Source organism: Stenotrophomonas sp. NA06056 (assembly GCF_013364355.1).
Classification (GTDB): Bacteria; Pseudomonadota; Gammaproteobacteria; order Xanthomonadales; family Xanthomonadaceae; genus Stenotrophomonas.
On sequence record NZ_CP054931.1, the window covers coordinates 564,781 to 588,919 of the forward strand.

21 protein-coding genes are annotated in these 24,139 nt (G+C 66.2%); 14 read left to right on the plus strand and 7 right to left on the minus strand.

The genetic code is table 11. The features are described from left to right. Positions 1–29: 29 nt before the first annotated feature. The 6 genes from HUT07_RS02530 to HUT07_RS02555 all read left to right on the plus strand — a co-directional run bounded on the left by HUT07_RS02530 (position 30) and on the right by HUT07_RS02555 (position 9,012). The gene (locus HUT07_RS02530; protein WP_176019595.1) at positions 30–1,322 is read left to right on the plus strand and encodes a sugar MFS transporter; all 1,293 of its coding nucleotides are present in this window, start codon (positions 30–32) and stop codon (positions 1,320–1,322) included. A 39-nt stretch (positions 1,323–1,361) separates the two neighbouring features. Then, the gene (locus tag HUT07_RS02535; protein ID WP_176019596.1) at positions 1,362–2,429 is read left to right on the plus strand and encodes a LacI family DNA-binding transcriptional regulator; all 1,068 of its coding nucleotides are present in this window, start codon (positions 1,362–1,364) and stop codon (positions 2,427–2,429) included. 7 nt (positions 2,430–2,436) lie between these two features. Continuing rightward, positions 2,437–3,465 (plus strand): SIS domain-containing protein, encoded by a 1,029-nt coding sequence (locus HUT07_RS02540; RefSeq protein WP_100553557.1) that lies wholly within the window; start codon positions 2,437–2,439, stop codon positions 3,463–3,465. Beyond that, complete coding sequence (gene nagA, locus HUT07_RS02545) at positions 3,465–4,613, plus strand: N-acetylglucosamine-6-phosphate deacetylase (protein WP_176019597.1); 1,149 nt, start codon at positions 3,465–3,467, stop codon at positions 4,611–4,613. Before HUT07_RS02540 ends, nagA begins: the two co-directional genes overlap by 1 nt. Before the next feature lie 2 nt (positions 4,614–4,615). Further along, entirely contained in the window at positions 4,616–5,683 is a 1,068-nt protein-coding gene (locus HUT07_RS02550; protein ID WP_176019598.1) for a heparan-alpha-glucosaminide N-acetyltransferase domain-containing protein, read from the plus strand. A 290-nt stretch (positions 5,684–5,973) separates the two neighbouring features. Next, positions 5,974–9,012, plus strand: coding sequence for an autotransporter outer membrane beta-barrel domain-containing protein (locus tag HUT07_RS02555; RefSeq protein WP_176019599.1), 3,039 nt, complete (start codon positions 5,974–5,976; stop codon positions 9,010–9,012). A gap of 127 nt (positions 9,013–9,139) precedes the next feature. On the opposite strand, the gene HUT07_RS02560 is transcribed toward HUT07_RS02555, so the two are convergent. Then, on the minus strand, positions 9,140–9,562 hold the full coding sequence (locus tag HUT07_RS02560) for a hypothetical protein (protein WP_176019600.1): 423 nt from the start codon (positions 9,560–9,562) through the stop codon (positions 9,140–9,142). Positions 9,563–9,935: 373 nt separating this feature from the next. Here HUT07_RS02560 and HUT07_RS02565 point away from each other — a divergent pair, with 373 nt between their 5' ends. From HUT07_RS02565 to HUT07_RS02585, 5 genes are all read left to right on the plus strand, one after another. After that, on the plus strand, positions 9,936–10,082 hold the full coding sequence (locus HUT07_RS02565; RefSeq protein WP_176019601.1) for a hypothetical protein: 147 nt from the start codon (positions 9,936–9,938) through the stop codon (positions 10,080–10,082). Positions 10,083–10,085: 3 nt separating this feature from the next. Continuing rightward, the gene (locus HUT07_RS02570; RefSeq protein ID WP_176019602.1) at positions 10,086–10,424 is read left to right on the plus strand and encodes a hypothetical protein; all 339 of its coding nucleotides are present in this window, start codon (positions 10,086–10,088) and stop codon (positions 10,422–10,424) included. A gap of 46 nt (positions 10,425–10,470) precedes the next feature. Further along, entirely contained in the window at positions 10,471–10,773 is a 303-nt protein-coding gene (locus HUT07_RS02575) for a type II toxin-antitoxin system HigB family toxin (protein ID WP_176019603.1), read from the plus strand. After that, positions 10,770–11,129, plus strand: a complete 360-nt coding sequence (locus HUT07_RS02580; RefSeq protein WP_100462573.1) for a transcriptional regulator — start codon at positions 10,770–10,772, stop codon at positions 11,127–11,129. Before HUT07_RS02575 ends, HUT07_RS02580 begins: the two co-directional genes overlap by 4 nt. Positions 11,130–11,215: 86 nt before the next feature. Continuing rightward, positions 11,216–11,650, plus strand: a complete 435-nt coding sequence (locus HUT07_RS02585; RefSeq protein WP_049467432.1) for an SseB family protein — start codon at positions 11,216–11,218, stop codon at positions 11,648–11,650. Positions 11,651–11,694: 44 nt separating this feature from the next. On the opposite strand, the gene HUT07_RS02590 is transcribed toward HUT07_RS02585, so the two are convergent. Together HUT07_RS02590 and HUT07_RS02595 are read right to left on the minus strand one after the other, a co-directional pair. Then, on the minus strand, positions 11,695–12,915 hold the full coding sequence (locus HUT07_RS02590; protein WP_176019604.1) for a multifunctional CCA addition/repair protein: 1,221 nt from the start codon (positions 12,913–12,915) through the stop codon (positions 11,695–11,697). 119 nt (positions 12,916–13,034) lie between these two features. Next, the gene (locus tag HUT07_RS02595) at positions 13,035–15,020 is read right to left on the minus strand and encodes a transglycosylase SLT domain-containing protein (protein ID WP_176019605.1); all 1,986 of its coding nucleotides are present in this window, start codon (positions 15,018–15,020) and stop codon (positions 13,035–13,037) included. A gap of 151 nt (positions 15,021–15,171) precedes the next feature. Here HUT07_RS02595 and HUT07_RS02600 point away from each other — a divergent pair, with 151 nt between their 5' ends. Both HUT07_RS02600 and HUT07_RS02605 read left to right on the plus strand, forming a co-directional pair. Continuing rightward, positions 15,172–15,579, plus strand: a complete 408-nt coding sequence (locus HUT07_RS02600; protein ID WP_176019606.1) for a biopolymer transporter ExbD — start codon at positions 15,172–15,174, stop codon at positions 15,577–15,579. A gap of 257 nt (positions 15,580–15,836) precedes the next feature. Then, a complete protein-coding gene (locus HUT07_RS02605) occupies positions 15,837–18,701 on the plus strand; it encodes a TonB-dependent receptor (protein WP_176019607.1) in 2,865 nt (954 codons plus the stop codon). A 147-nt stretch (positions 18,702–18,848) separates the two neighbouring features. Here HUT07_RS02605 and fhuE read toward each other — a convergent pair whose 3' ends face one another. The 3 genes from fhuE to HUT07_RS02620 all read right to left on the minus strand — a co-directional run bounded on the left by fhuE (position 18,849) and on the right by HUT07_RS02620 (position 22,271). Continuing rightward, positions 18,849–21,008: a ferric-rhodotorulic acid/ferric-coprogen receptor FhuE gene (gene fhuE / locus HUT07_RS02610; protein WP_176019608.1), complete on the minus strand. Its 2,160-nt coding sequence runs from the start codon at positions 21,006–21,008 to the stop codon at positions 18,849–18,851. Positions 21,009–21,184: 176 nt separating this feature from the next. After that, positions 21,185–21,754 carry a M23 family metallopeptidase gene (locus HUT07_RS02615; RefSeq protein ID WP_176019609.1) on the minus strand — a complete coding sequence of 190 codons (570 nt, stop codon included), beginning with the start codon at positions 21,752–21,754 and terminating at the stop codon, positions 21,185–21,187. Positions 21,755–21,797: 43 nt separating this feature from the next. Continuing rightward, entirely contained in the window at positions 21,798–22,271 is a 474-nt protein-coding gene (locus HUT07_RS02620) for an Lrp/AsnC family transcriptional regulator (protein WP_165378087.1), read from the minus strand. A 72-nt stretch (positions 22,272–22,343) separates the two neighbouring features. Between HUT07_RS02620 and HUT07_RS02625 the strand changes: the two genes are divergently transcribed. Further along, positions 22,344–23,219 (plus strand): EamA family transporter, encoded by an 876-nt coding sequence (locus HUT07_RS02625; protein WP_176019610.1) that lies wholly within the window; start codon positions 22,344–22,346, stop codon positions 23,217–23,219. A gap of 136 nt (positions 23,220–23,355) precedes the next feature. On the opposite strand, the gene HUT07_RS02630 is transcribed toward HUT07_RS02625, so the two are convergent. Beyond that, on the minus strand, positions 23,356–24,123 hold the full coding sequence (locus tag HUT07_RS02630; RefSeq protein WP_176019611.1) for an endonuclease/exonuclease/phosphatase family protein: 768 nt from the start codon (positions 24,121–24,123) through the stop codon (positions 23,356–23,358). Between the last annotated feature and the right edge of the window lie 16 nt (positions 24,124–24,139).

Sequence of the window (24,139 nt, forward strand, 5' to 3'; positions counted from 1 at the left end):
CTGCGACCGTCGCCGCAGGAGCCCTCCTGATGTCCGCCGTCCCCGCTGCAAGCGCACGCCCGAACGTGGCCTCCTCCATCGCCATCGTTGGCGTGCTGTTCTTCCTGATCGGCTTCTTCACCTGGCTCAACGGACCGTTGATCACCTTCGTCAAGCTCGCCTTCGAGCTCAGCGAAGTCGGTGCCTTCCTGGTACTGATGGTGTTCTACCTGTCCTACTTCTTCCTCGCGTTGCCGGCCTCATGGATCCTGCGCCGCACCGGCATGAAGAAGGGCCTGAGCCTGAGCCTGCTGGTGATGGCCGGCGGCGCGGCGCTGTTCGGTGAATTCGCCACGCAGCGCTGGTATCCCGGTGCGCTTGGCGGCCTGTTCGTGATCGGTAGCGGACTTGCCTTGCTGCAGACCGCGATCAATCCGTACATCTCCATCCTCGGCCCGATCGAAACCGCCGCACGGCGCATCGCGATGATGGGCATCTGCAACAAGATCGCCGGGATGTTGGCGCCGGTGCTGATCGGCACGGTGGTGCTGCACGGCATCGGCGATCTGTCGGCCACGGTGGCCGCTGCCGATGAAACCACCAAGGCGCAGCTGCTGAACGAATTCGCCGCCAAGATCCACGCGCCGTACCTGGCCATGGCCGGGCTGCTGGTGGTGCTGGCGGTGGCGGTATTGTTCTCGCCGCTGCCTGAAATCAAGGCCTCCGAGGCCAATGCCACGCCTGCCGGCGCACCGGGCAAGGCCGAGCGCAGCAGCATCTTCCAGTTCCCGCATCTGTGGCTGGGCGTGCTGTGCCTGTTCGTCTATGTCGGCGTGGAAGTGATGGCCGGTGATGCCATCGGTACCTACGGCCATGGCTTCGACCTGCCGCTGGACCAGACCAAGATGTTCACCTCGCTCACCCTCGGCGCGATGCTGGTGGGCTACGTGGTGGGCCTGCTGCTGATCCCGAAAGTGGTTTCGCAGTCGCGTTACCTGACCATCTCCGCGGTACTGGGCGTAGTGTTCTGCCTGGGCGCCTTCTTCACCCATGGCTACGTGTCGGTCGCCTTCGTGGCGCTGCTGGGCTTTGCCAACGCGATGATGTGGCCGGCGATCTTCCCGCTGGCGATCCGTGGCCTGGGCCGCTTCACCGAAACCGGCTCGGCGCTGCTGGTGATGGGCATCGCCGGTGGCGCGATCATTCCGCAGCTGTTCGCCGTGCTCAAGCAGCACATCGACTTCCAGCTGGTGTTCCTGCTGCTGATGGTGCCGTGCTACCTGTACATCCTGTTCTACTCGGTGGTCGGCCATCGCGTCGGCCTGCCGCAGGACAAGGGCTGATCGGCGATGATGGACGGCAGCCAACCCCAGGAAAAGCCGATGCGCAGAGCGACCATCAAGGACGTTGCCGAAAAGGCCAAGGTCTCGCTGAAGACGGTGTCGCGGGTGATCAACAACGAGCCCTCGGTGATGCAGGCCACCCGTGCACGGGTGCTGCGTGCCATTGCCGAGCTCGACTACGAACCCGATCCGTCCGCGCGCAACCTGCGCAGCGGCACCACCTTCGTGATCGGGCTGGTGTACGACAACCCCAACCCGTACCACATCATCGGTGTGCAGAACGGCGTGCTCGCCGCCTGCCGGGAAACCGGCTTCGGTCTGCAGATCCATCCATGCGATTCCAGCTCGCCGCTGCTGGCCGATGAACTGGCCGACTGGGTGCAGCGCTCGCGCCTGGCCGGGCTGGTGCTGACCGCACCGATGTCCGAACGTCGCGACCTGATCCAGGCGCTCACCGCGCGTGGCATCAAGCTGGTGCGGATCATCGCCGCCACCGAAGATCCGGCCGATGGCGCCTGCGTGTTTGTCGACGACCGCGAAGCTGCCTACGAAATCACCGAGCACCTGATCCAGCTGGGCCACCAGCGCATCGGCTTCCTCTGGGGTGGCAGCTCGCACCGGTCCTCGGGCGAGCGCTACGCCGGTTACGAAGCCGCGCTGAAGGACTACGGCATGACCGTGGACAAGCACCTGGTGGTGCAGGGCGATTACACCTTCGACGACGGCTTCCGCGGTGCGCGGCGCCTGCTGGCACTGCGCGAGCCGCCTACCGCCATCTTCGGTTCCAACGATGAAATCGCGGCCGGCGTGCTGGCCGCGGCCAAGTCGGCCGGCATGAACGTGCCCTACGACCTGTCCATCGCCGGCTTCGAGGACAGCCCGTTCTCGCGCCAGTCGTGGCCGCCGCTGACCACCGCCAAGCAGGCCACCGAAGACATCGCCCGCCATGCCGCGCGCCTGCTGATCGCGCAGCTGCGCAGCGATGCCTACGACGATGCGCCGGCGTCGCTGCACAACCAGGGCTTCGTGCCACAGCTGGTGGTGCGTGGCTCGACTGCGCCGATGCGACCTGCTGCCGCCCGCCCCCTTCCTTCTGATCCTTCCTGAGCCTGCCATGTCGCTGTCCGACCCCACCGCCACCCTGATGTTTGCCGAGGCCGCCGAAGCGGCCGACGTCGTTGCCCGCCAGTTCGCCCGCAACCATGCCGTGATGGAGACGCTGGCGGCCAGCCTGCGCGCGGCGCCGCCGCCGTTCGTGGTGACCTGCGCACGTGGCAGCTCCGATCATGCCGCGACCTACGGCAAGTACCTGCTGGAGACCCAGCTGGGCCTGGTCGTTGCCTCGGCCTCGCCATCGGTGGGTTCGGTCTATGCCGCACCGCTGCAGCTGCGCGGTGCGTTGTTCATCGTCATCTCGCAGTCCGGCAAGAGCCCGGACCTGCTGCGCAATGCCGAGGCGGCCAAGGCCGCTGGTGCGCGCGTGGTGGCGCTGGTCAACGTCGAGGATTCGCCGCTGGCACAGCTGGCCGACACGGTGATCCCGCTGCATGCCGGCGTGGAGAAAAGCGTGGCGGCGACCAAGAGCTACCTCGCCTCGCTATCCGCGCTGCTGCAGCTGGCGGCGTACTGGAAGCAGGACAGCGCGCTGCGCAATGCCCTGGACCTGCTGCCGGACGCGATGCGCGAGGCCTGGCAGTGCGACTGGAGTGCAGTGACCGACGGCCTGGTGGAGGCCAACAACCTGTTCGTGCTGGGCCGTGGCCTGGGCCTCGGCGCGGCGCAGGAGGCCGCACTGAAGTTCAAGGAAACCTGCAGCCTGCACGCCGAGGCCTACAGCTCTGCCGAGGTCAAGCATGGACCAATGGCGCTGGTCGATCGCGGCTTCCCGGTGCTGGCCTTTGCCCAGCCCGATGAAACCGGTGCTGGCACCCGTGCCGTGGCTGAAGAATTCACCGCACGTGGCGCCCAGGTGTGGCTGGCCGGTGCCGGCGGCAACCTGCCGGTCGCTGCTGCGCCGCATCCGCTGTGTGCGCCGCTGCTGACGGTGCAGAGCTTCTATCGCGCGATCAATGCGCTGGCCCTGCGCCGTGGTTTCAACCCTGACCTGCCGCCGCATCTGAACAAGGTAACGGAGACGGTGTGATGGCAACCGTCCTGCGCAATGCCCGCATTCTTGCCGGTGATGAGTTCCGCGATGATCTTGCGGTCGTGATCGAGAACGGCCACATCAGCGCGCTGTTGCCCGACGCTGCACCGCAGCTGGGCACGGCCGACGAGCCGGTGGACCTGGGCGGCGGCTGGCTGCTGCCCGGCTTCATCGATGTGCAGGTCAATGGCGGTGGCGGCGCACTGTTCAACAACACACCCGACGTGGCGTCGCTGCGTACCATCGCGCAGGCGCATCGCCGCTTCGGCACCACCGCCCTGCTGCCGACCCTGATCAGCGATGACCTCGGTGTGATGCGCGAGGCGATCAATGCGATGCGTGAGGCCATTGCACAGGGCGTGCCGGGCGTGATCGGCATCCATCTGGAAGGCCCGTACATCGCACCGGCGCGTAAAGGCACGCACGATGCCAGCAAGTTCCGCGTGCCGGACGCGGAAGAGATCGAACTGGCGTCGTCGCTGGACAACGGCGTGACCCTGCTGACCCTGGCGCCCGAGCGCGTGCCGCTGGAGACCATCCGTGCGCTGGTCGAACGTGGTGTGATCGTCGCTGCCGGTCATACCGCCGGTACGTATGAAGAGATCCGTGCCGGTCTTGATGCCGGCGTGCGTGGCTTCACCCATCTGTACAACGCGATGTCGCCGCTGCAGGGCCGCGAGCCCGGCGCAGTGGGCGCGGCACTGGAAGATCGCGACAGCTGGATCGGCATCATCGTCGATGGCGTGCACGTGCATCCGGCCAGCCTGCGCGTGGCGTTGGCGGCCAAGCCACGTGGCCGCCTGCTGCTGGTGACCGATGCCATGCCGCCGGTCGGTGCCGACGATCCCAGCTACGTGCTGTATGGCGAAACCATCACCGCCATCGACGGCGTCGTGCGCAACGCCGCCGGCGCGCTGGCCGGTTCGGCGCTGGACATGGCCACCGCCTTGCGCAACACCGTGCAGCTGCTGCGGCAACCGCTGGCCGAAGCCGCGCGCATGGCCTCGACCTATCCGGCGCAGTTCCTCAATGTCGATGATCGCCTGGGCCACATCGCCGAGGGCTACCAGGCCGACCTGGTGCTGCTGGACGATGCGCTGCAGGTGCGGGGTACGTGGATCGCCGGCCAGTACGAGGCGGCCTGACGATGGGCAGCACGCCGCCACGCCGGCTGGGCTCGATCGACGCCCTGCGCGGCATGACCGTTGCGGCGATGCTGCTGGTCAACAACCCTGGTGACTGGAGTGCGGTGTTCGCACCGCTGCGCCATTCCGAATGGCACGGTTGTACACCGACCGACCTGGTGTTCCCGTTCTTCCTGTTCCTGGTGGGTGTGTCGATGGCCTTCAGCGTCGCACCGCGCGCGCTGGATCCGGGTGCACGGCCGGCACTTGCCCGTGGCGTGCTGGAACGCGCACTGCGCATCGCCGTTGCCGGCGTGCTGCTGCACCTGCTGGTGTGGTGGGCATTGCATACGCATCACTTCCGCATCTGGGGCGTGCTGCAGCGCATTGCATTGTGCGCGGCCGTGGTGGGCGTGCTGGCGGTGTATGCGCGTCCGCGCGCGCAGGCGGCCGTGCTGCTGGCGCTGCTGGTGGGCTACACCGCGCTGCTGCTGCGCATCGGCGATCTTGCGCCGTGGACCAACCCGGCCAGCCGTCTGGACACTACCTTGTTCGCGCCGTGGATCTACCAATGGCAGGCCGATACCGGTCTGGGCCATGACCCCGAAGGATTGCTGAGCAGTCTCGGCGCATTGGCCAGCACCGTGCTGGGCCTGCTGGCCGGCGGCTTGTTGCGCAGTGGTCGCGCCGGTGCATTGGCTGCGCTGGGCGCGGTCACCGCCGTGCTGGGCCTGCTGCTGACCACCGTGCTGCCGCTCAACAAGCAACTGTGGACGCCCAGCTACGTACTGTGGACCGGAGGCCTGGCCGCGCTGGCCTTGTGGCTGGGCCACGTGCTGATCGACCGCAAGGGGTGGCCGGCGCTGGGGCGGCGCTTCGGCGTCAATGCGATTACCGCCTATCTGGGTGCCTCGGTGATGTCGGTGATATTGCTGGCGACCGGCGCCTGGGGGGGGGTATGGCAGCAGCTGGCGGCCGCCCTGCCGCAGGCAGTGGAACTGGCGTCGATGCTGCAGGCATTGGCGTTCGTCGCGCTGTGGTGGGGAGTGGCGTGGTGGTTGGACCGACGTCGCATTTATCTGAAGATCTGAGCGTGTGTATCGCACGGTGGAAACACCATCCACGCATGGCGTGGATCAACCAAAACGGCGAACACACGCCTGGTGGATCCACGCCATGCGTCGATGCTCTCCACGGGCCGTCGAAGGTGAACCGATTCATCGACATGCGGGCTGCGTGAGCATGGACAAACTTCACATCGAAAACGTGACCGGTTACCTGTAATTTCACCTATCGAAATCATTCACGGCAGTGGCAGACTGCGTCAGCAGCGCCTACATAGCATCCGCAGTTCCTGATCCTTTCGACCCAGGAGTGCCGTATGTCACATGTCGTCCCGCCCGGGTGCCGCCGGCGCCGTTTGACCATTTCCCTGCTGCAGATCCTTACGGCGCCCCCGCTGCTCGCGTTGGCCACCCCGGCAGCATGGGCGGGATGTGACGCCTCCGCGCCCGCAGCCGGGCAGACCGTCACCTGCAGTGCGGCCGCGCCCAATCCCGAGACTGCAGCGATCACTGCAACTGGCGCAGCAGGCATCACCGTGAATGTCGGCAGTGGCGCCCAACTGCAGCAGGCAGGTGGGGGCAGTGCCATTTCCCTGCTCGGCGCTGGCAGCCACGTGCTGACCAACCTGGGGGCCATCAGCTCGGCGAGCGGTGCCACGGTGCAGCTTGGCGGTGGCAGTCGCGTCGACAACACCGGCAGCATCCGTTCTGCCAGCAGTACCGCGCTGCAGTTCAGTGGCGCCGGCGACAGCGTGCTGGTCAACCGCGGCACCCTCAGTGGCAGCATCGGCGTGCAGTTCGGTGCCGGCAATGATCGTCTGCAGATGCTGGCCGGCAGCATCACTGGCGGTGTCCAGCAGGGTGATGGCAACGATGTGCTGCTGCTCACCGATGGCACGATCGACAGTGTCGACCAGGGCAACGGCGATGACCAGCTGACCGTCAATGGCGGCACCATCACCGGGTTGGTGACGCAGGGCAGTGGCCGCGACGATTTCGTCATGACCGGTGGCACCATCGGTGCCCTGCAGCAGGGCGACAACATCGATACCTTCCGCATGAGCGGTGGCCGCATCGTCGGCGCGTTCGAAGATGGCGACCAGGCCTGGATGACCGGTGGCCGCATCGGCCGGGTCAACATGAAGCTGGACAAGAACCTGTGGGACATGTCCGGTGGCACCGTGGATGGCAACGTGGTGACCGGCTTCGACACCGATACCATCATCATCTCCGGCACCGCTTATGTGGGCGGCAACATCAGCGTCAGCGGCGGCAATGACAGCGTGACCATCACCGATGGCACCGTGCGTGGCCAGGTGCTGTTGAGCACCGGCAACGACACCTTCAACTGGAACGGCGGCGGCATCGTGTACGGCGCCATCGACGCAGGCCCTGACGACGACGTCGCCACGCTGAGCAACCTCAACCAGGGCAACATCGGTGCGGTGCCGCTGTTCGATGGTGGCAGCGGTGTGGACCGGCTCAATTTCAGCAACGTCAAAACTGCTGGTGTCAGTCGATTCCAGAACTGGGAAGCGATCAGTCTGGCCAACAGCACCGAACTCACCTTCGATGGCGATCTGGTGCTGGGTGACAGTGCAACCGGCAGCGGTGCGCTCACTGTGGATGACACCAGTACCGTCTACGCGGGCAGTGGTGGCCATGCCATCCGTCCATTCAACAGCGCCGCACTGGTGGACATGGTCAACGCCGGACGCATCGACCTGACCGGCACGGCCGCAGGCGATGTGTTCACCGTGCGTGGCAACTACCGTGGCGATGGTGGTGGCCTGTACCTGCGCACGGTGCTCGGCACGGACAACTCGATCAGCGACCGGCTGGTGATCGATGGCGGCGCCGCGACCGGCACCACCGGCATCGGCGTCCTCAATGCCGGCGGCAGCGGGGCGGCCACGCTGGTCGACGGCATCCTGCTGGTGCAGGCGCTGAACGGTGCGACCACGGCGCCCGGTGCGTTCTCGCTGTTCGCACCGGTCTCGGCCGGTGCCTACGAGTACTTCCTGTTCAAGGGCGGTGTCAGTGCTGGCACCAGCGAGAACTGGTACCTGCGCTCGACGCTGGCGAGCGGGCCGACGCCGGCACCGAATGGCAATGGCACCGCCACGCCGCCACCGCTGACGCCACCGGTGGCACCGCCGCCGCCGATTCCGCCGGCGCCCCCGCCGCCACCGGAAGGTGCCATCGATCCTGACCTGACCGCCGGCGAGACCGCGCCACCGCCGCCGCCGCCGGAACCGCCACCCGTGGCACCGCCCAGCGATCCCCCGGTGCCGGACGTGCCGGTGGCCGGTGGCAGCCTTCCCGCTACCGGTGCGCCGCCGCCCAGTGAGGGGGCGAGACCCGCCGCACCGGACGCGAATGGCCTGGTACCGCTGTACCGCCTTGAGACCGCCGCCTACGCCGTGGTGCCCCCGCTGCTGCGCGAGACCTCGCTGGCCAGCCTGGGTACTTTCCACGAGCGCCAGGGCGAACAGCGCCTGCTGTACAGCCAGGGCGCGTTCCGCACCGCGTGGGGGCGGCTGGTGGGGCAGAGCAGCGAGATCCACTGGAAGGGCGATGCACGGCCCGGCTTCGATGGCGACGTGATGGGCGTGCAGGCGGGCCTGGACGTATGGGCCGCTGCCGCCGACAACCACCGCAACCAGATCGGCGTGTTCGTCGGCCGCACCCGTGCCGATGGCAGGATCACCGGCCTGGCCATTGGCTGGGACAACGTGCTGGTGGGCCAGAGCCGGTTGGACGACAAGCACGTGGGCCTGTATTGGACGTTGACCGACAGCAGCGGCGGCTACATCGACGCAGTGGCGATGCAGAGCCGCTACGACGGCCGCACGCGTTCGTCGCGCGGGCTGGGCATCGACCTCAAGGGCGATGGCACCACGCTGTCGCTGGAAGCGGGCAAGCCACTGCTGCAGTTCGGGCAGTCATCGTGGTGGCTGGAGCCGCAGCTGCAGGTGATCTGGCAGCGCAGTTCGCTCGATGACCAGCGTGATCTGGTCTCTACCGTTTCCTTCGACAACGACAACGCCTGGACCGGCCGCGTCGGCCTGCGCCTGACGGGTGATTACCAACTGGCTGACAACGGCTGGCAGCCGTACTTCAAGCTGAACTACTGGCACGGCCGCTCGGGCGAGGACCGCATCCTGTTCGACAGTGATGCGATCATCAATCCGCAGCGCTCGCGCGCACTGGAAGCCGGTGTCGGCGTGGTCGGGCGATTCAACCGCACGATCAGCGCGTATGCCGTGGCCGATTACACCCGCGAGGTTGGCGGCAGCGACAACGGCACGCGCCGCATCATCGAAGGCAACATCGGACTGCGCGCGGACTGGTGACGCCCGCCACGTTGGCTGCTTGGGAGGGTGCCGACCTTGGTCGGCACAAATCCAACCGGCGACATGACCGCTCTGGTAGGTGTCGACGTTGGTTGACACGAATCCAACCGGCGTCATGGCACCTGCATCACAACGGCGAACGCCCCAACAACGCACCCGCGTGATCGGCCAGCAGCTGTACCGCATACAGCAACCCTTCCTCGGTCTGCGGCGGGCATTGCGCCTCCGCGTCGTCCAGTTCACGCGCGGCCTGCGTGGCCAACAACACACCACCCAATGCCGAGAGCGCCAGCAGGCAGCGCGTGGCGCCGGCCAGATCGCGCGCCCGTGCCGGGGTGATGCGCAGCTCCGTCCACGGCTCGCCGTCGGCGGCGTGGCAGCGCGTGATGTCGCGCAACCGCTTGAAAAAGGCAGGCGTGGGAGCGGATTCATCCGCTTCGGTCAGCGCGTCTTCCAACACCTCGGCAGTGGCGTTGGACAGCTGCAGGTCGGGCAGGGCATCGCCCAGCAAGGTGTGCAGGCGCGGATAGGTGGGGTAGAGCGTGGTCATGGCAACAACCTCACAGGACTGGGCCACCTGCGGGATGCAAGGTGGCGGGCGGTGCGGGTTGGCGTGCCGGTCAAGAGCAAAGAAGAAGCCGACGGACCCGAGAGTCCCCACGCACCGCCCGCCATGAACCGGCAGGTGGTGCATTGTCGCGAGTGCCTGCAGCGAGGCAATCGGTCATCTTTGCTCATTGATTCAGGACGCCAATCCCGGCCAACGCAGGTGGCGCTGGCAGAACCACCTTCGTGCTTTCGCTCGTGAGATGACATGAGCAAAGTTGCAAATCGCAGCCCGCTGCGTATGGGCCCAATACGACACCTTGCGCGTGCGCCGAGGCGGTATGCTGCGGTACTCATCAATGACGAAGGAACGTCGAATGCAGCTTGAGCTTCGAACGATGCTGCCCACCGCCGGCATGTCGACCGCCAACGTGATGCGGGACCGCAACGGACGTGACGATGCTGCAACCGTCGCCGCTGCCCAGGCCTGGTTGCTGGCCCAACCGGCCTGTGCGGGGCGCTGACCGATGCTGCTGATCGGCCAACACGAACGGGTGCTGATTGTCGGCCCCACCGAAGCGCACCATTGCCTGCGCTGCCAGACCGAAACCGAATTCGCGCCGCAGCTGCGCTACAAGATGGCGCGCATCGACCTGCTGTTCGGCTTCGTCTACCAGCGCCGCTATGAGCTGGCCTGCACCGGCTGCGAGCATGGCTGGGTGCTGGATACCGAAAGCATGGACCAGCAGCTGGGTGGGGTGCCGATCCCGTGGCGGCACCGCTTCGGCCTGCCGGTGATGCTGGTGGTGGTGGCCGGGCTGGCAGTGGCAGGGTGGATGTGGCGGCTGGGAGACGGAGGCGTTTGATGGCTCATGATTTGCATATGTCCCAAATTGGGACTAAGATGGCCCTGTGAGAGTTTTCGCGCTGTCTACGCTCAGGCGCTACTGGGAGAGGTTTCCAGAGTGCGAGCAGCCGCTGAAGGCTTGGCACGACGAAGTAAGGCGTGCCACTTGGGCGAGTCCGCATGACATCCGCAGTTGCTATGCGAGTGCGAGTTTCATCGGTGGCAGTCGCGTGGTTTTCAACATCAAAGGCAACAGCCACAGGTTGATTGTCGACGTTACTTATCAGCGTCAGATGGTCTACATCAAGTTCATCGGTACCCATGCCGAATACGACCGGATTGACGTAGCGACCGTGGAGGGAAAATGAACATTCGTCCCATTCGCACAGAAGATGACTACCAGAACGCGTTGCGCGAGCTGGAGGCCTATTTCGACAACGAGCCCGCACTGGACAGTGAAGAAGGCGACCGGTTCGAGATTCTCGCCACCTTGGTGGAGGCCTACGAAGCGAAGCATTACCCCATCGAGCTGCCGGACCCCATCGAGGCAATCCGCTTCCGCATGGAGCAGGGCGGTCTGACCGTCAAGGACCTGGTGCCCTCCATTGGTCAGCTCAACCGGGTGTATGAGGTATTGAATCGCAAGCGTGGATTGACCCTGGAGATGATCCGCAACCTGCACCGCAACCTCGGCATTCCGGCGGAAAGCCTGATCGGCCGCTGAGGCCCATCCGGGGCGGGATGCGGTGTACGTAGCCTTGAGTCGGGCCTGCTAGAGTTGCAGCCAGCAACCACGTACCGGAACCGACCATGGACCACGAAACGCCGTTCGAACCCGCCAACGACCTGGAAGTGCGCCTGTTGCAGGCCCAGGATGGAACCCTCACGGCCTCGCAGTTCCTCGACGGCCTGCTGACCGCGCCGGTGTTCGTGCTGTTGGACAAGGCCATCGGTGAGGACGGTGCCTGGGACGAGAGCATTTCGCCGCTGGTACTGACCAGCGAAGGCGGCGAGCCGATGTTCGCGGTGTTCACTGCGCCCGAGCGCGCGGAAATCTGGCACGAGCAGCTGCCGCAGTTCGCCCATGCCATGCCCATCGCGGTGCATGCGCTGCTGTCGGGCATCGGCGAGGGCGTTGGCCTGGTGCTGAACCCGGGCCTGGACGTGGGCATGGAGATGATCCCCGACGCGGTGGCGCAGCTGAAGGAACGTGCCGCGGCGATCACGCGTGGGATGGCGCACTGACAACGTGGATGCAGGGGGTGCCGGCCAGCGGCCGGCACTACCTCTCAACGGGCGGCGGCGATGGCTTTCACCCGCGCCTTGGCCAGCGCCTCACCAATGGCTGGACCCTTCAAATGGGTGGTATCCAGGTCACGCGCCTGCACTGACAACGCCGCCCGATGCAGGCGCTTCAGCGTTTTGCCCTGCGGGTAATCGCTGTCCTCGAAACCGAGCCGGCCGCGCTTGTCGGCCTCGCAGCACAGCGCGATGCGCGCCACGCGCTCGGGCCGGCGCAGCGCATCGCAGCGGCCCAGCAGCTCCAGCACGGTGGCATCGCGCAGCTCGTCGATGCGATGCACGTTCAGATGTTCGCGGCATACCGCCTCGGCCAACTGCTGGTGCTCGGTCGGAATCTTCAGGCGCGCGCACAGTGCTTTCAGCGGCGTGATACCGCGCTGTTCGTGCATGATGTGGCGCGGCCATTCCCCGGGCGGGGTCAGGCCCTTGCCGAGGTCGTGGGTCAGTGCGGCGAAGCCAACCAGGTCATCGCCGGGCGCCAGCTTCGCGGCCATGTCGCTGACCATTTCCTGGTGGATGCCGGTATCGACTTCCGGATGGAATTCCGCGCGCTGCGGTACGCCGTACAACGCTTCCAGCTCTGGCAGGATCGGGCCCAGCGCGTGCGCGTCGTGCAGCGTACGCAGGAACGCGGACGGGCGTTCGCACACCAGTGCCTTGCGCAGTTCCTGCCACACACGTTCGGGCACCAGCGCGTCGAGCTCGCCACTGGCGGCAATCTCGCGCATCAGGTCCATGGTTTCCGGCGCGACGGTGAAACCGAGCGAAGCGAAGCGGGCCATGAAGCGCGCCGCGCGCAGCACGCGCAGCGGGTCTTCGACGAAGGCAGGGCCGACATGGCGCAGCACGCGCTGCTCGATATCGCGCACGCCACCATAGGGATCGACAAGCGCGCCAGTGTCTTCATCGCAGGCGATGGCATTGATGGTGAAGTCGCGGCGCAGCAGGTCTTCTTCCAACGTCACCGCCGGGTCGGCATCGACCACGAAGCCGCGGTAGCCACGGCCGGATTTGCGTTCGGTGCGCGCCAGCGCGTATTCCTCGCCGGTCTTCGGATGCAGGAACACGGGGAAATCACGGCCGACGGCGGTAAAGCCCTGCGCTTCCATCTGCGCGGGCGTGGCGCCGACGACGACCCAGTCACGGTCGCCGGCAGGGCGCTGCAGCAGGCGGTCGCGCACGGCGCCGCCGACAAGATAGATCTTCATGGCCGGGATCATCGCATGCCCGACCTGTAGAGCCGAGCCCATGCTCGGCTGCTCGGGCGGTAGCGCTATCGGACAGGACAGCAGCCGAGCGTGGGCTCGGCTCTACAGAAGGCGGGCGATCAATCCCCGCCCTGGTCGGCGTTGGCGGCGCAGGTGAAGGCCTTGCGCTTGTCCACCAGACGGCCCATCAGGCGGTCGCTCAGTGGCAATGCATCGCCGTTGAGTCGCCAGTCGTAGATCACGCTGAAGGCCAGCACGCGGGCTACGTACTCGCGCGTTTCCTTGTAGCTGATGGTCTCGATCCACAGGTCCGGATCGAAGCCCGGGCGCTGGGTCTGCCAGCGTGCGGTCGGCGTCGGGCCCGCGTTGTAGGCGGCGATGGTGACGTAGGGCAGGCCGTCGTACTTGTTCATCAGCTGCCGCAGGTACGCGGTGCCGATGGCGATGTTGGTGTCTGGGTCGTACAGGCTGTCAGCGCCGCCGTAGCCGGTCAGGCCGATGGACTTGGCCACACCAGCGCCGGTCGCGGGCAGCACCTGCATCAGGCCCATGGCGTTGGCAGGCGAACGCGCGCGCGGAGTGAAGGTGCTCTCGGCACGAATCTCTGCAGCCACCCAGGCCGGGTCGATTGCATTGCGTGCCGACTCGCGGCGGATGGTGGCGTCGTGGTGCAGCGGGAAGCGCAGGTCGTACAGGCGCTGCTCCTGCTTCTGCTTGCCGAGCGAGAACACCGCGCGGTCGAACCAGCCGTTGTCCTGCGCCACGCGCACCGCGAGGCGACGCTGGGTGTCATCGAAGCGCGACAGTGCGTTGTTCCATTCGGCCACCGCCCAGCCGGTGCGGTCGATCTGGTACAGCGCCATCGCCCGCTGGATGGCCGGATCGCGTGCCACCACGGCCTGCGCTTGCGCGCTGTCGTTGGGCTTCCACGGGCACAGGGTGTAGGGCTGCTGCAGCTTGTCCGCCGCCAGGAAGCCATGGAAGGTCGGCGCGCGGGCGGCTTCGCGGAACAGCGGCTGCGCCTGCTGTGCCTGGCCGGTCTTTTCCAGCATGCGGCCTTCGAAATAGCGCCAGCGCGAATCGTTGCGCTGGGTCGGGCCCATCTTGCGGATCGCTGCCAGCGTCGCCGGCCAATCGCCACGCGACATCGCCTCGCGTGCGCGCCATTCGTGCAGGCGTTCGTCGTAGACCGCATCGGGTACCGCATTCAAGCGGCGGGCCGAATCGGGCAGGTAGGACGCGACCGTCCACAGGGCGATCTGGTAACGCACCTGGCCCTGCTGCTCGGCGCTCAGGCCCAGCGCCTGCGCGTACTGCGGCAGCTGCTGTTCGGTGGCGTCCGGGTCGGCCTTGGCCAGCTTGGCCAGGCCATCGGTGGCGATGCGCCGACTGCGCTCGTTGCGTGGCCAGTTCAGGGCACTGGCATTGGGCTTGTCGACGAAGGCGGCGTAGGCGGTGGCCTGTGCAAGATCACTGGCCGGCAGGCCGCGGGCGGCCGAGCGCATCACCGCTGGCTGCTGGGCATCGGCCGCGGCATCGATACGTTCCCAGCGCAGGGCATCGCTCATGCCGCCCTGCGCCTGCAGCACGGCGAATACGGCGTCGCAGGCATCGGGCAGCGATTTGCCGTTCTTGCGCCACAGGTCCTGCGCTTCGCCAATCCACTGCGGGTCCACCTTGCCGGTGGCCTGGCGTGCTGTCAGCTGCGCACAGCGCAGGCCGAGGTTGTCGGTCGGAACCCAGTTGGCCAGCAGCGTCGGCCAGTCCTGCCGGCGTGCGACAGAGGGCAACCAGGCGCTGCGGAAGCTGTTGGCCACGGCCTGGCCCTGGTAGCGCTTGAGGAAGGCCTGTGCCTGCGCGGTATCGACGGTGTCGATGTTGCGCCGCAGGTTGGCGAACTCCAGCCAGCCATACGCTGGATGGCGGCTGAGCGCGGCGGCCTGGCCAGGGTCGAACTGCCCACGTTCGGCGGCCGCGATGGCGGCCTTCAACTGGGCGTTCTGGGCATCGAGGGATTGGGCGCTCGCGCAGCCGATCAGCAGCGTGGTGGCCAGCGGGAGCAGGGACAGGGCGGTCGAAGATCGTCGGGTCATGGCGACCAGCATAGCGGGCGGTGGCTGAATTCAGTTTCGCACTGTGTACACGGCTGACGATGGCAACGACAGCTGAATGATGAGGTGATCCGCACTGCCGCGCGGCGGGCCACCCGGCGTAGGTTTGGGCTGGGGCAACGGGCCCTGCTGCAGGGAGCGGCACATGGCATTCAGTAGCGCAGGAAGAAGCGGCCCACTGGCGGACATCAACGTCACGCCACTGGTGGATGTGATGCTGGTGTTGTTGATCATCTTCATCGTGACCGCGCCGATGTTGTCACGGCCGATCAACGTGCAGTTGCCGCAGGCCACCGATCGCGTGGTTGATCGTCCCGAGCCGCCGCCGCCGATCGAGCTGCGGCTGGATGCGTCCAGCCAGTTGAGCTGGGACGGGCAGCCGATGGCCATCGGCGATCTGCAGTCGCGCCTGCAGGCGCAGGCCAGCGAGCATGCCGGCAACCTGCCGCAGCTGCGCATCAGCACCGATCCGTCGGCAGAGTACGACGGCATGGCCAAGATCCTGGCGGCCGCGGAAGCCACCGGCATGGAACGCATCGCGTTCGTGCAGTGAGCGCTTCACCGATGCGGCCCTCCTGATGGAGGGCCGCACTTGGCAGCAGGTGCTCATGAAGCGGCCGATGTCGATCCCGGCTTTCGGTGAATACGTCGCTATTTGACGACATCTGCTTTCAGAATCGTCAAATTCGCGTGAAATAGTGTCGGGCATCACGCCGCGATTTTTACCACTTGTTTACAAAGGAGACGCTGCCGCCATGCAGGGGGGAGCGCGGTAGTCCATGTCCCGACATTCCTTTGGAGAGAGAGCGAATGAATTACCTGCACCACCGCCCCTTGGCGGTTGCCGTCGCGCTGTGCGTGACCGCCCTGGCACCGTTGGGTGCTGCTGCCCAATCGACCACCACCAATCTGGACGCGATCGAAGTCACCGGCACCCGCATCAAGCGTGCTGAAGTGGAAGGCCAGGTGCCGGTCCAGACCCTCAATCGCGCCGACATCGAACGCACCGGTCTGACCTCGATTGGTGAAGTGCTGCAGCAGCTGACCGGCTCGGGCTCGGCGCTCAATGCCAAGTTCAATTCGTCGGGCAACTTTGGTTTCCCGCCCGACGGCAGTGGCGTCGGCGCGGGTTCGGCGCAGGTGGACCTGCGCCACCTGGGTGCCAAGCGTGTATTGGTGCTGGTTGATGGCATCCGCTGGGTCAACGAATCCTCGGCGTCGGGCGTAGGCTCGGCCACCGATCTCAATACCATTCCGCTGGCCATCGTTGAACGCATCGAAGTGCTGGAGGACGGTGCGTCATCGCTGTACGGCTCCGATGCCATCGCCGGTGTGGTCAACATCATCACCCGCCGCGATTTCGATGGCGGGCAGGTAACGTTGAACTATGGCCAGTACGGCAAGGGCGATGGCACGCAGAAGGGCGTGGACCTGGCCTGGGGCAAGAGCGGCGACCGTTACAGCCTGTTCCTGGGGGCCAGCTGGACCAAGCAGGACCCGGTGTATGCGAAGGACCGCGAGCAGTCGCGCTTCCCGATCCCCGGCACCGGCCTGGCCTTCGGCAGCGGCGGCATTCCGCAGGGGCGCTTTGCCTTCGTCGATCCCAACACCGGTGCCGAACAGGACATCGTGCCCAACACCGGCGTGAGCAGCCCGCGTTACGACGGCAGCGCCGGCTGCAACCGCACCGACGACTACCACTGCTTCACCAGCGCCGACCGCTTCAACTTCGCCGAATACAACATGGTGCTGACGCCGTCGGAGCGTAAGGGCCTGTTCGGCCAGTTCCGCTTCGACATCACCGACAACGTGCAGTGGTACGTCAAAGCGCTGGGCAACCGCCGCGAGTCGACCAACCAGGCCGGCCCGGAGCCGCTGTTCTTCGGCCCCGACGGCGCCACCGGCAATCCGCTGGCCGACAACATCGTGGTCTCGGCCCTGAACCCGTACAACCCGTTCGGCTTCGACCTGGTGTCGTCGGGCAACATGAGCCTGATCGGTCGCCGCCCGGTGGAAGGCGGCGCGCGCGTGTTCGAGCAGAAAGTGGACACCAGCTACTTCGCCACCGGCCTGGTCGGCAACTTCCAGGCGGCCGACCGCAGCTGGTACTGGGACGTCAACGGCATGTACAGCAAGAACAAGGCCGAGCAGACCAACTACGGCAGCTACAACATCTACAACGTCAACATGGCGCTGGGTGATCCGGCGGTGTGCGCGGCCACGCCAGGCTGTGTGCCGCTGAACATCTTCGGGGGTGTCGGTTCGATCACGCCGGACATGCTGAAGTGGATCCAGCCAGTGGTGCGCGATCGCAGCCAGAACGAGCTGAGCCTGTTCACCGCCAACCTGTCCAGCGATCTGTTCACGCTGCCGGCCGGCCCGGTGTCCTTCGCCACCGGCGTCGAACACCGCAGGTACAAAGGCTCGTACCAGCCTGACCCGCTGACGGTGATCGGCCACTACAACGGCGTGCCGTCGCAGCCGACGTCCGGCTCCTACGACGTCAACGAAGCGTATCTGGAGTTGAGCGTGCCGATCTTCGCCGACTCGGCACTGGGCAAGAAGCTGGACCTGAGTCTGGCCGGCCGCTACTCGGATTACTCGACCTTCGGTGGTGAGTTCACGCCCAAGTACGGCCTGCGCTGGCAGGTGACCGATGACTTCGTGCTGCGTACCACTTACGCCGAAGGCTTCCGCGCACCGTCGATCGGCGAGTTGTACGGTTCGGCGGCGCGCGCCGACCTGCAGTTGTTCGATCCCTGCTCGATCGGCCTGGGCGGGACGCCGCCACGAGGCAGTGCGGCCAACTGTGCTGCGTTGGGTGTGCCGGCGGGCTTCCAGCAGGCCAACTCGCAGATCTCGGTGACCACCGGCGGCAACCGCGAGCTGGAACCGGAGCAGTCGCGCAGCTTCAGTGCCGGCTTCGTGTGGAGCCCCTGGTTCGGCAACGATGCATCGTGGTCGGAGCGCTTCGATGTGGAAGTGACCTTCTACCGCCACAACATCGATGGCGCGATCCAGGCGATCAACGCGCAGACCCAGCTGGACCTGTGCGTGGATACGCTGGACCCGATCTACTGCGACGGCATCACCCGTGCCAGCACCGGTGCGGTCAGCAGCTTCAACAACCGCCTGACCAACCTGGGGTCGATCAAGACCGACGGCTGGGACGTGGACCTGTTCTGGACCCTGCCGCAGAGCTCGATCGGCCAGTTCAAGCTGGGCTGGAAGAACACCTTCGTCGGCCGCTACGAAGCCACCGGCGCGGCCGGCCAGCGGCAGCCACAGAAGCCGGGCATGGAAGTGGCTGACAGTTCGATTCCGGAATGGACCAGTAACGCCAGCATCGGTTGGACGCTGGACAACTGGAGTGCCAACTGGACGGTACGCCACATTTCCGAACTGACTGAAGACTGCGGTGACGCCGTGGCGTTCCCGGTGTGCAGCAACCAGGCCGCTGGCACCAACACGCTGTCGGCCACAACCTTCCACGACATGCAGGTGGGCTACAAGATCGACTGGATGAAGGGGCTGCAGCTGACCGCCGGTCTGAACAACGTGTTCGACAAGGATCCGCCGATCTGCCTGTCGTGCTCGTTGAACGGCTATGACGCATCGACCTACGACATCCCGCGTGGCCGTTACTGGTACCTGCGCGCGGACCTGCGGTTCTGATGAAGGGACGGCGCCGGGCTCAGCCCGGCATCCCCATGTGGATGTAGAGCCGAGCCCATGCTCGGCTTGATCGCCCACAACGTTGCGAAAGGCAGCCGAGCATGGGCTCGGCTCTACAGGTGCGGGGCGATCGTGCCCCGCGCCTGCTCAGAACGACCAGGTAAAGGTCAGCGAACCATTGCGACCATCGCCATACGCACCGTAACCGTTGATCTGCGACAGGTACTTCTTGTCCAGCAGGTTGTTGAGGTTGGCCTGCACGCTGAACTCCGGCGAGATGCGGTAGCGCACGAAGGCGCTGACCAGGGCGTAGCCGCTCTGTTCGATGCGGCCGTAGGCCGGTACCGGGTAGTAGATGCGGTTCTGCCAGTTGGCGCCGCCACCGACGGTCAGTTCCTGCAGCGACTGCGGGGTGTAGCTGGTGAACAGCTTCAGCGCGGTCTGCGGCAGGTTGGTGTTGATGTCGGCGTCGTTGATGTCCTTGGCCACGTAACGCGAAGCACCGAAGGTGGCATTCCAGCCCGGGGCCAGTTCGCCGTTCAGTTCGAACTCGAAGCCACGGCTGACCGTGCCGCGCGCGGCGCGATAGGCGAATTCGTTCGGACTGCCCTGCACGGGCTCACCGGTGGCCTGGCCGACGTTGTCCTGTTCGATGCGGAACACGGCCAGCGAGGCGTTCAGGCGGTTGTCGAACCATGCGCCCTTGACGCCCACTTCGTAGCTCTTGCCATCGACCGGATCGAGGTAGCTGCCGTTGCGGTCCTTCAGCGTCTGCGGCTGGAAGATTTCGGTGTAGCTGGCGTAGGTCGAGTACGTGTCGTTGATGTCGAACACCAGGCCGGCATACGGCGTGGTGACCTTGTGCGCGCGGTCGGCGCCTTCACCTTCGCTCTTCCAGTCGGTGTAGCGGGCGCCGATGATCAGCTTCAGCGGGTCAGCCAGCGACAGGCGTGCAGCGGCATAGCCGGCCTTCTGGGTGATGGTGCCTTCGCTGGCCAGGGCCAGTGGGTTCCAGTTCGGCTCGCTGATGTTGCCGGTCCAGTTCAGGTAGCTGGTGAACGGGTCCCAGGTCTGGCCGGCGCCACCAACCTGATAGTCGCCGTAGTTGGCGTAATCGCGCTTGTTGTAGCTCAGGCCGGCCATGAACTGGTGTTCGCGGCCGAACAGCTGGAACGGACCGTCAACGTAGCCATCAACGCCGGTGACCTTGCGCTCGGTGTTGTAGAAGCCCGCTGACGGCGAGATGCCGGCGCCGGTGGTCTTGTCGAAGCTCGACGCGCCGGTGGTCCAATCGTTGTACGCGGGGTAGAACAGCTTGTCGTCGGCCTGGGTCTCGTCATGCGTCGCGCCGATCTTGAACTTCCAGCCGTTGCTGAAGGCGTGCTGGAGGGTGGCAAAGGCGCGCTTGCTGGTGGTGTCCCAGTAGGTCCAGTTCGGGCTGGCGTTGAACGATTCGTCGTAGGGCGTCGCGCTGCCGTCGGAGTACAGCATCGGGAAGCCGCCCCAGGTCGCGCCGTTGGCGCGCTTCTGCTGGTAGTCGTAGCCCACGCTCAGCTGCGTGTCCGGGGTCAGGTCGGCATCGATGACTGCATAGCCCAGGGTCTTGCGCTGGTTGTAACGGTCCATCTGGCCGTCGGTATCCAGGTAGCTGCCGATCACACGGCCACGCACGGTGCCGCTGGCATTGAGCGCGCTGCCCACGTCCACGGTGGTGCGGGTGCGGCCCCAGCTGCCGACGTTCACCGACACGCTGCCGGTCAACTCGGCGATGTCGGCATGCTTGCGGATCAGGTTCACCGACGCCGACGGATTGCCGGCACCGCTGAGCAGGCCGGTGGCACCACGGACCACTTCCACGCGGTCGTACAGCGCCAGGTCCAGGCCGGAGTCACCGTAGCTCCAGTTCTGCACCATCTGCGTGGGCAGGCCATCGAACTGGTAGGCATCGATGTAGAAACCACGCGCGTAGAACTCGGTGCGCTCGCTGTCGGACTGGGTGCTGGTCACGCCGGTGGTGTTGCCCAGCACGTCGATGATGTCATCAAGGTTCTGATCTTCGATGCGCTGGTGGCTGATGATGCTGATCGACTGCGGAATCTCGCGCGGCGCCAGATCGAAGCGGGTACCGGCCGACGTGCGGCGCACCGAGTAGCCTTCGGCGCGCTCACCCTTCACTACCACCTTGTCGAGGGTGGTCGGGTCGGCGGCGGTTTCGGCGAGAGCGGCCGGGGCGGTGGCGCAGAGCGCGACGAGCACGGCAACGGACAGCTGCTGTGGCTGCGGGAGGCGGAGGGTGCGGGGGATCATGGCGGTTCCTGGACAAACACGCGCGTTCGGCCGGCATCCAGGAGGCGAGGCGCTACGGGTGGGGGAAGGGCGGGCAGGCCGTCCTGGCACCACCTGAAACGAAAGAAATGGTAATACGAACTATTCCTATTTACAAATCGTGAACAGGCGGATCCGAGGCCGCGCCCGGGCTGCTGTCATCGGGTGTCTCGGCGCTGCAGCAGCGGCAGCGGATCGCGAGCCCCGTCTTTTCCGTAGATGCCCCAATGCAGATGGGGCGGGGTGCCCTTGGCGTTGCCGCTGTCGCCGACATGGCCGAGCAGGTCGCCGGGCTGCACCACCTGGCCGCGTGCCAGGCCATCGGCCCAGTCTTCCAAGTGTGCGTAGTAATAGCGCTCGCGCCCCGGCCCGATGACCCACACCTGTCGGCCACCGAGGCCGCTGTCGCGGATGTCGGCGACAACGCCGGGGGTAGCGCTGCGTACCGGCGTGCCGCGCTTGCCGAAGATGTCGATGCCGGCATGGCTGCGGTCGCGACCGCGCGGCGCACCGAAGGTATCAGCGATCTGGCGCGGGCGGACGCCGTCCACAGGTACCGGCAGCTGCGTGGCCGGCGGCATGCGCGAGAGCGTCCACAGCATCTTCGGTGCGGCGGCCCACGGGCTGTTCCAGAAGGCCATCGCTGCGATGGCCAGGATCAGCAGGATGACGCCACGCAACAGCCAGCGGCGCAGGCGTCGGGCGTTGGAGGGGGCAGGGGTGTTCATGCGTTGCCAGTGTAGGTGCAGGCCAGGCTCAACCGCGCCTGCGCTATGACAGCGGCACGTCGAATCCACGTTTCAACGTGCCAAGCGCCACCGATGTGCGGAAACGCTCGATGTTGTCATCCGCACCGAACAGCCGCTCGGTGATCGCTTCGTACTCTTCCATCGATGCCGCCGAGAGCAGCAGCAGGAAATCGCCGTCGCCGGTGATCGAGTAGCACTGCTGCACGGCCGGATCGTCCTGCACACGGCGGCGGAACGGTGCCACCTTTTCACGTTGTTCGCTGACCACGCGCACCTCGACGATGATGGTCAGCGGTCGGCCGATCTTCGCCGCATCGATGACGGCCACATTGGCGGCGATTACACCGCTGTCCTGCAGGCGCTTGATCCGTCGCTGCACAGCCGGAGTCGACAGGTGCACGGCTTCGGCGATCTGCCGCTGCGGCAGGGTGTTGTCCTGTTGCAGCAGGGCGAGGATGGCGCGGTCGAAACTGTCCAGCACGGGGGCGGTGGCCATGGTGAGCAGAAGTTGCACGGACGGGCCGTCAATTGAGCCAAGTGCTCGCCGCTGGCGCAATAGACTGGTGGCATGCAGACTTCTCGAATCGCGCCGATGTTGCCGGCGCTGGCGGTGCTCGGCTCGGTCACCGCACTGGCCATTGGTACCTCCTACGCCAAGCAGCTGTTTCCGTTGATCGGTGCGCAGGGCACCAGCGCGCTGCGCGTGGGCTTCTCGGCGCTGTTGCTGCTGCTGTTCTGGCGGCCCTGGCGCTGGAAGACCAGCCGTGTGGATGCGATCACCATCCTGCGCTACGGCCTCACCCTGGGCCTGATGAACCTGCTGTTCTACATGGCCTTGCGGACCATCCCGTTCGGTATCGCGGTGGCCATCGAATTCACCGGTCCGTTGACGGTGGCGATGCTGTCGTCGCGGCGGCCGATCGATTTCCTATGGGTGGGCTTCGCGGCCGTCGGCCTGCTGTTGCTGCTGCCGATCGGCGGCGGCCCGGCACTGGACCCGGTGGGCGTGCTGTACGCCATGGGCGCGGCGGCCTGCTGGGGCCTGTACATCGTGTTCGGTAAGCGCGCCGGCCACCTGCATGCCGGGCACTCGGTGTCGCTGGGGCTGCTGGCCGCGTCGCTGGTGGTGGTGCCGGTGGGCGTGGTGCATGCCGGAGCAGCGTTGCTGGAACCGAAGATCCTGCTGGCCGGGCTGGTGGTGGCGCTGGTGTCCAGCGCAATCCCGATGTCACTGGAGATGATGGCGCTCAAGCGCCTGCCGAAGGAGACCTTCGGAATCCTGATCAGCATGGAACCGGCGGTGGCCGCGCTGTGGGCGATGCTGCTGCTGCACGAGCACCTGCATGGACTGCAGTGGCTGGCGATCGGCTGCACGGTGCTGGCCTCGGTGGGCAGCACGATGACGGCAAGGCGGTTGAAGGTGCCGGTGGCGCAGGCGGGATAGCGCCGGGCCATGCCCGGCGGAGAGCGTGCGGACCGTTTGTCCGCACCCACAAGAGCAGCTGTCCGCACCCACACGAGCAACGGTCCGCACCCACCAGATCAGCGTGCCAACCGAGGTTGGCACCTACCGGAAGCTCTCAGCGCAGGGCGTCGGCCGGGACGTCGATGGCCATGGCTAGGGCCAGATGGTCGGAGAACGCGGCCGGCACCGCTTCAACGGTACGGGTCTGCAGACCGCTGCTGACCAGGATGTGGTCGATGGCGCGGTCGGGGCGCCAGCTGGGGAAGGTCGGCACGATGCAGCCGGGCGGCTGCAGGCGGGTCTTCTGGTACAGCACCTGCATTTCCGGACGTTCGGCCAGGCAGTTGAAGTCGCCCATCAGCACCGCATTGGGATGGTCCGACAACAGCTCGGCGATGAAACCGAGCTGGGCCATCCGCGAGCCTGCGCCCAGCGACAGATGGGCCACCGCAACGGCCAGGCCATCGCGACCATCGCCGAACCTGGCCAACAGCACGCCTCGCCCGCCGATACGGCCGGGCAGGGCGTGGTCCTGCACTTCCACCGGTTCCAGCTTGCTCAGCAGGCCGTTGGCACTGGAGGCGACGCCGCCCATGCGCCGGTTCGGCTGATGGCTCCAGTAATTGAAGCCGGCGCGCTGGGCCAGGTAATGGGTCTGGTTGGTGAAGCCTGATCGCAGGCTGCCCGGGTCGGCCTCCTGCAGGCCGACGATGTCATGACCACGCGCCAAGGTGGCAATCGCGTCAAGGCTGCTGCGCTTGCGACCCGCCGGCAGCGCATGTGACCAGCTGCGGGTCACATAGTCGCTGTAGCGGCGGGTACTGGAACCGGCCTGGATGTTGGCCGTCAGCAAGCGCAGGGTCCGTGTTGTGGGGGAAGTCACGGCCGGGAAAACGTCT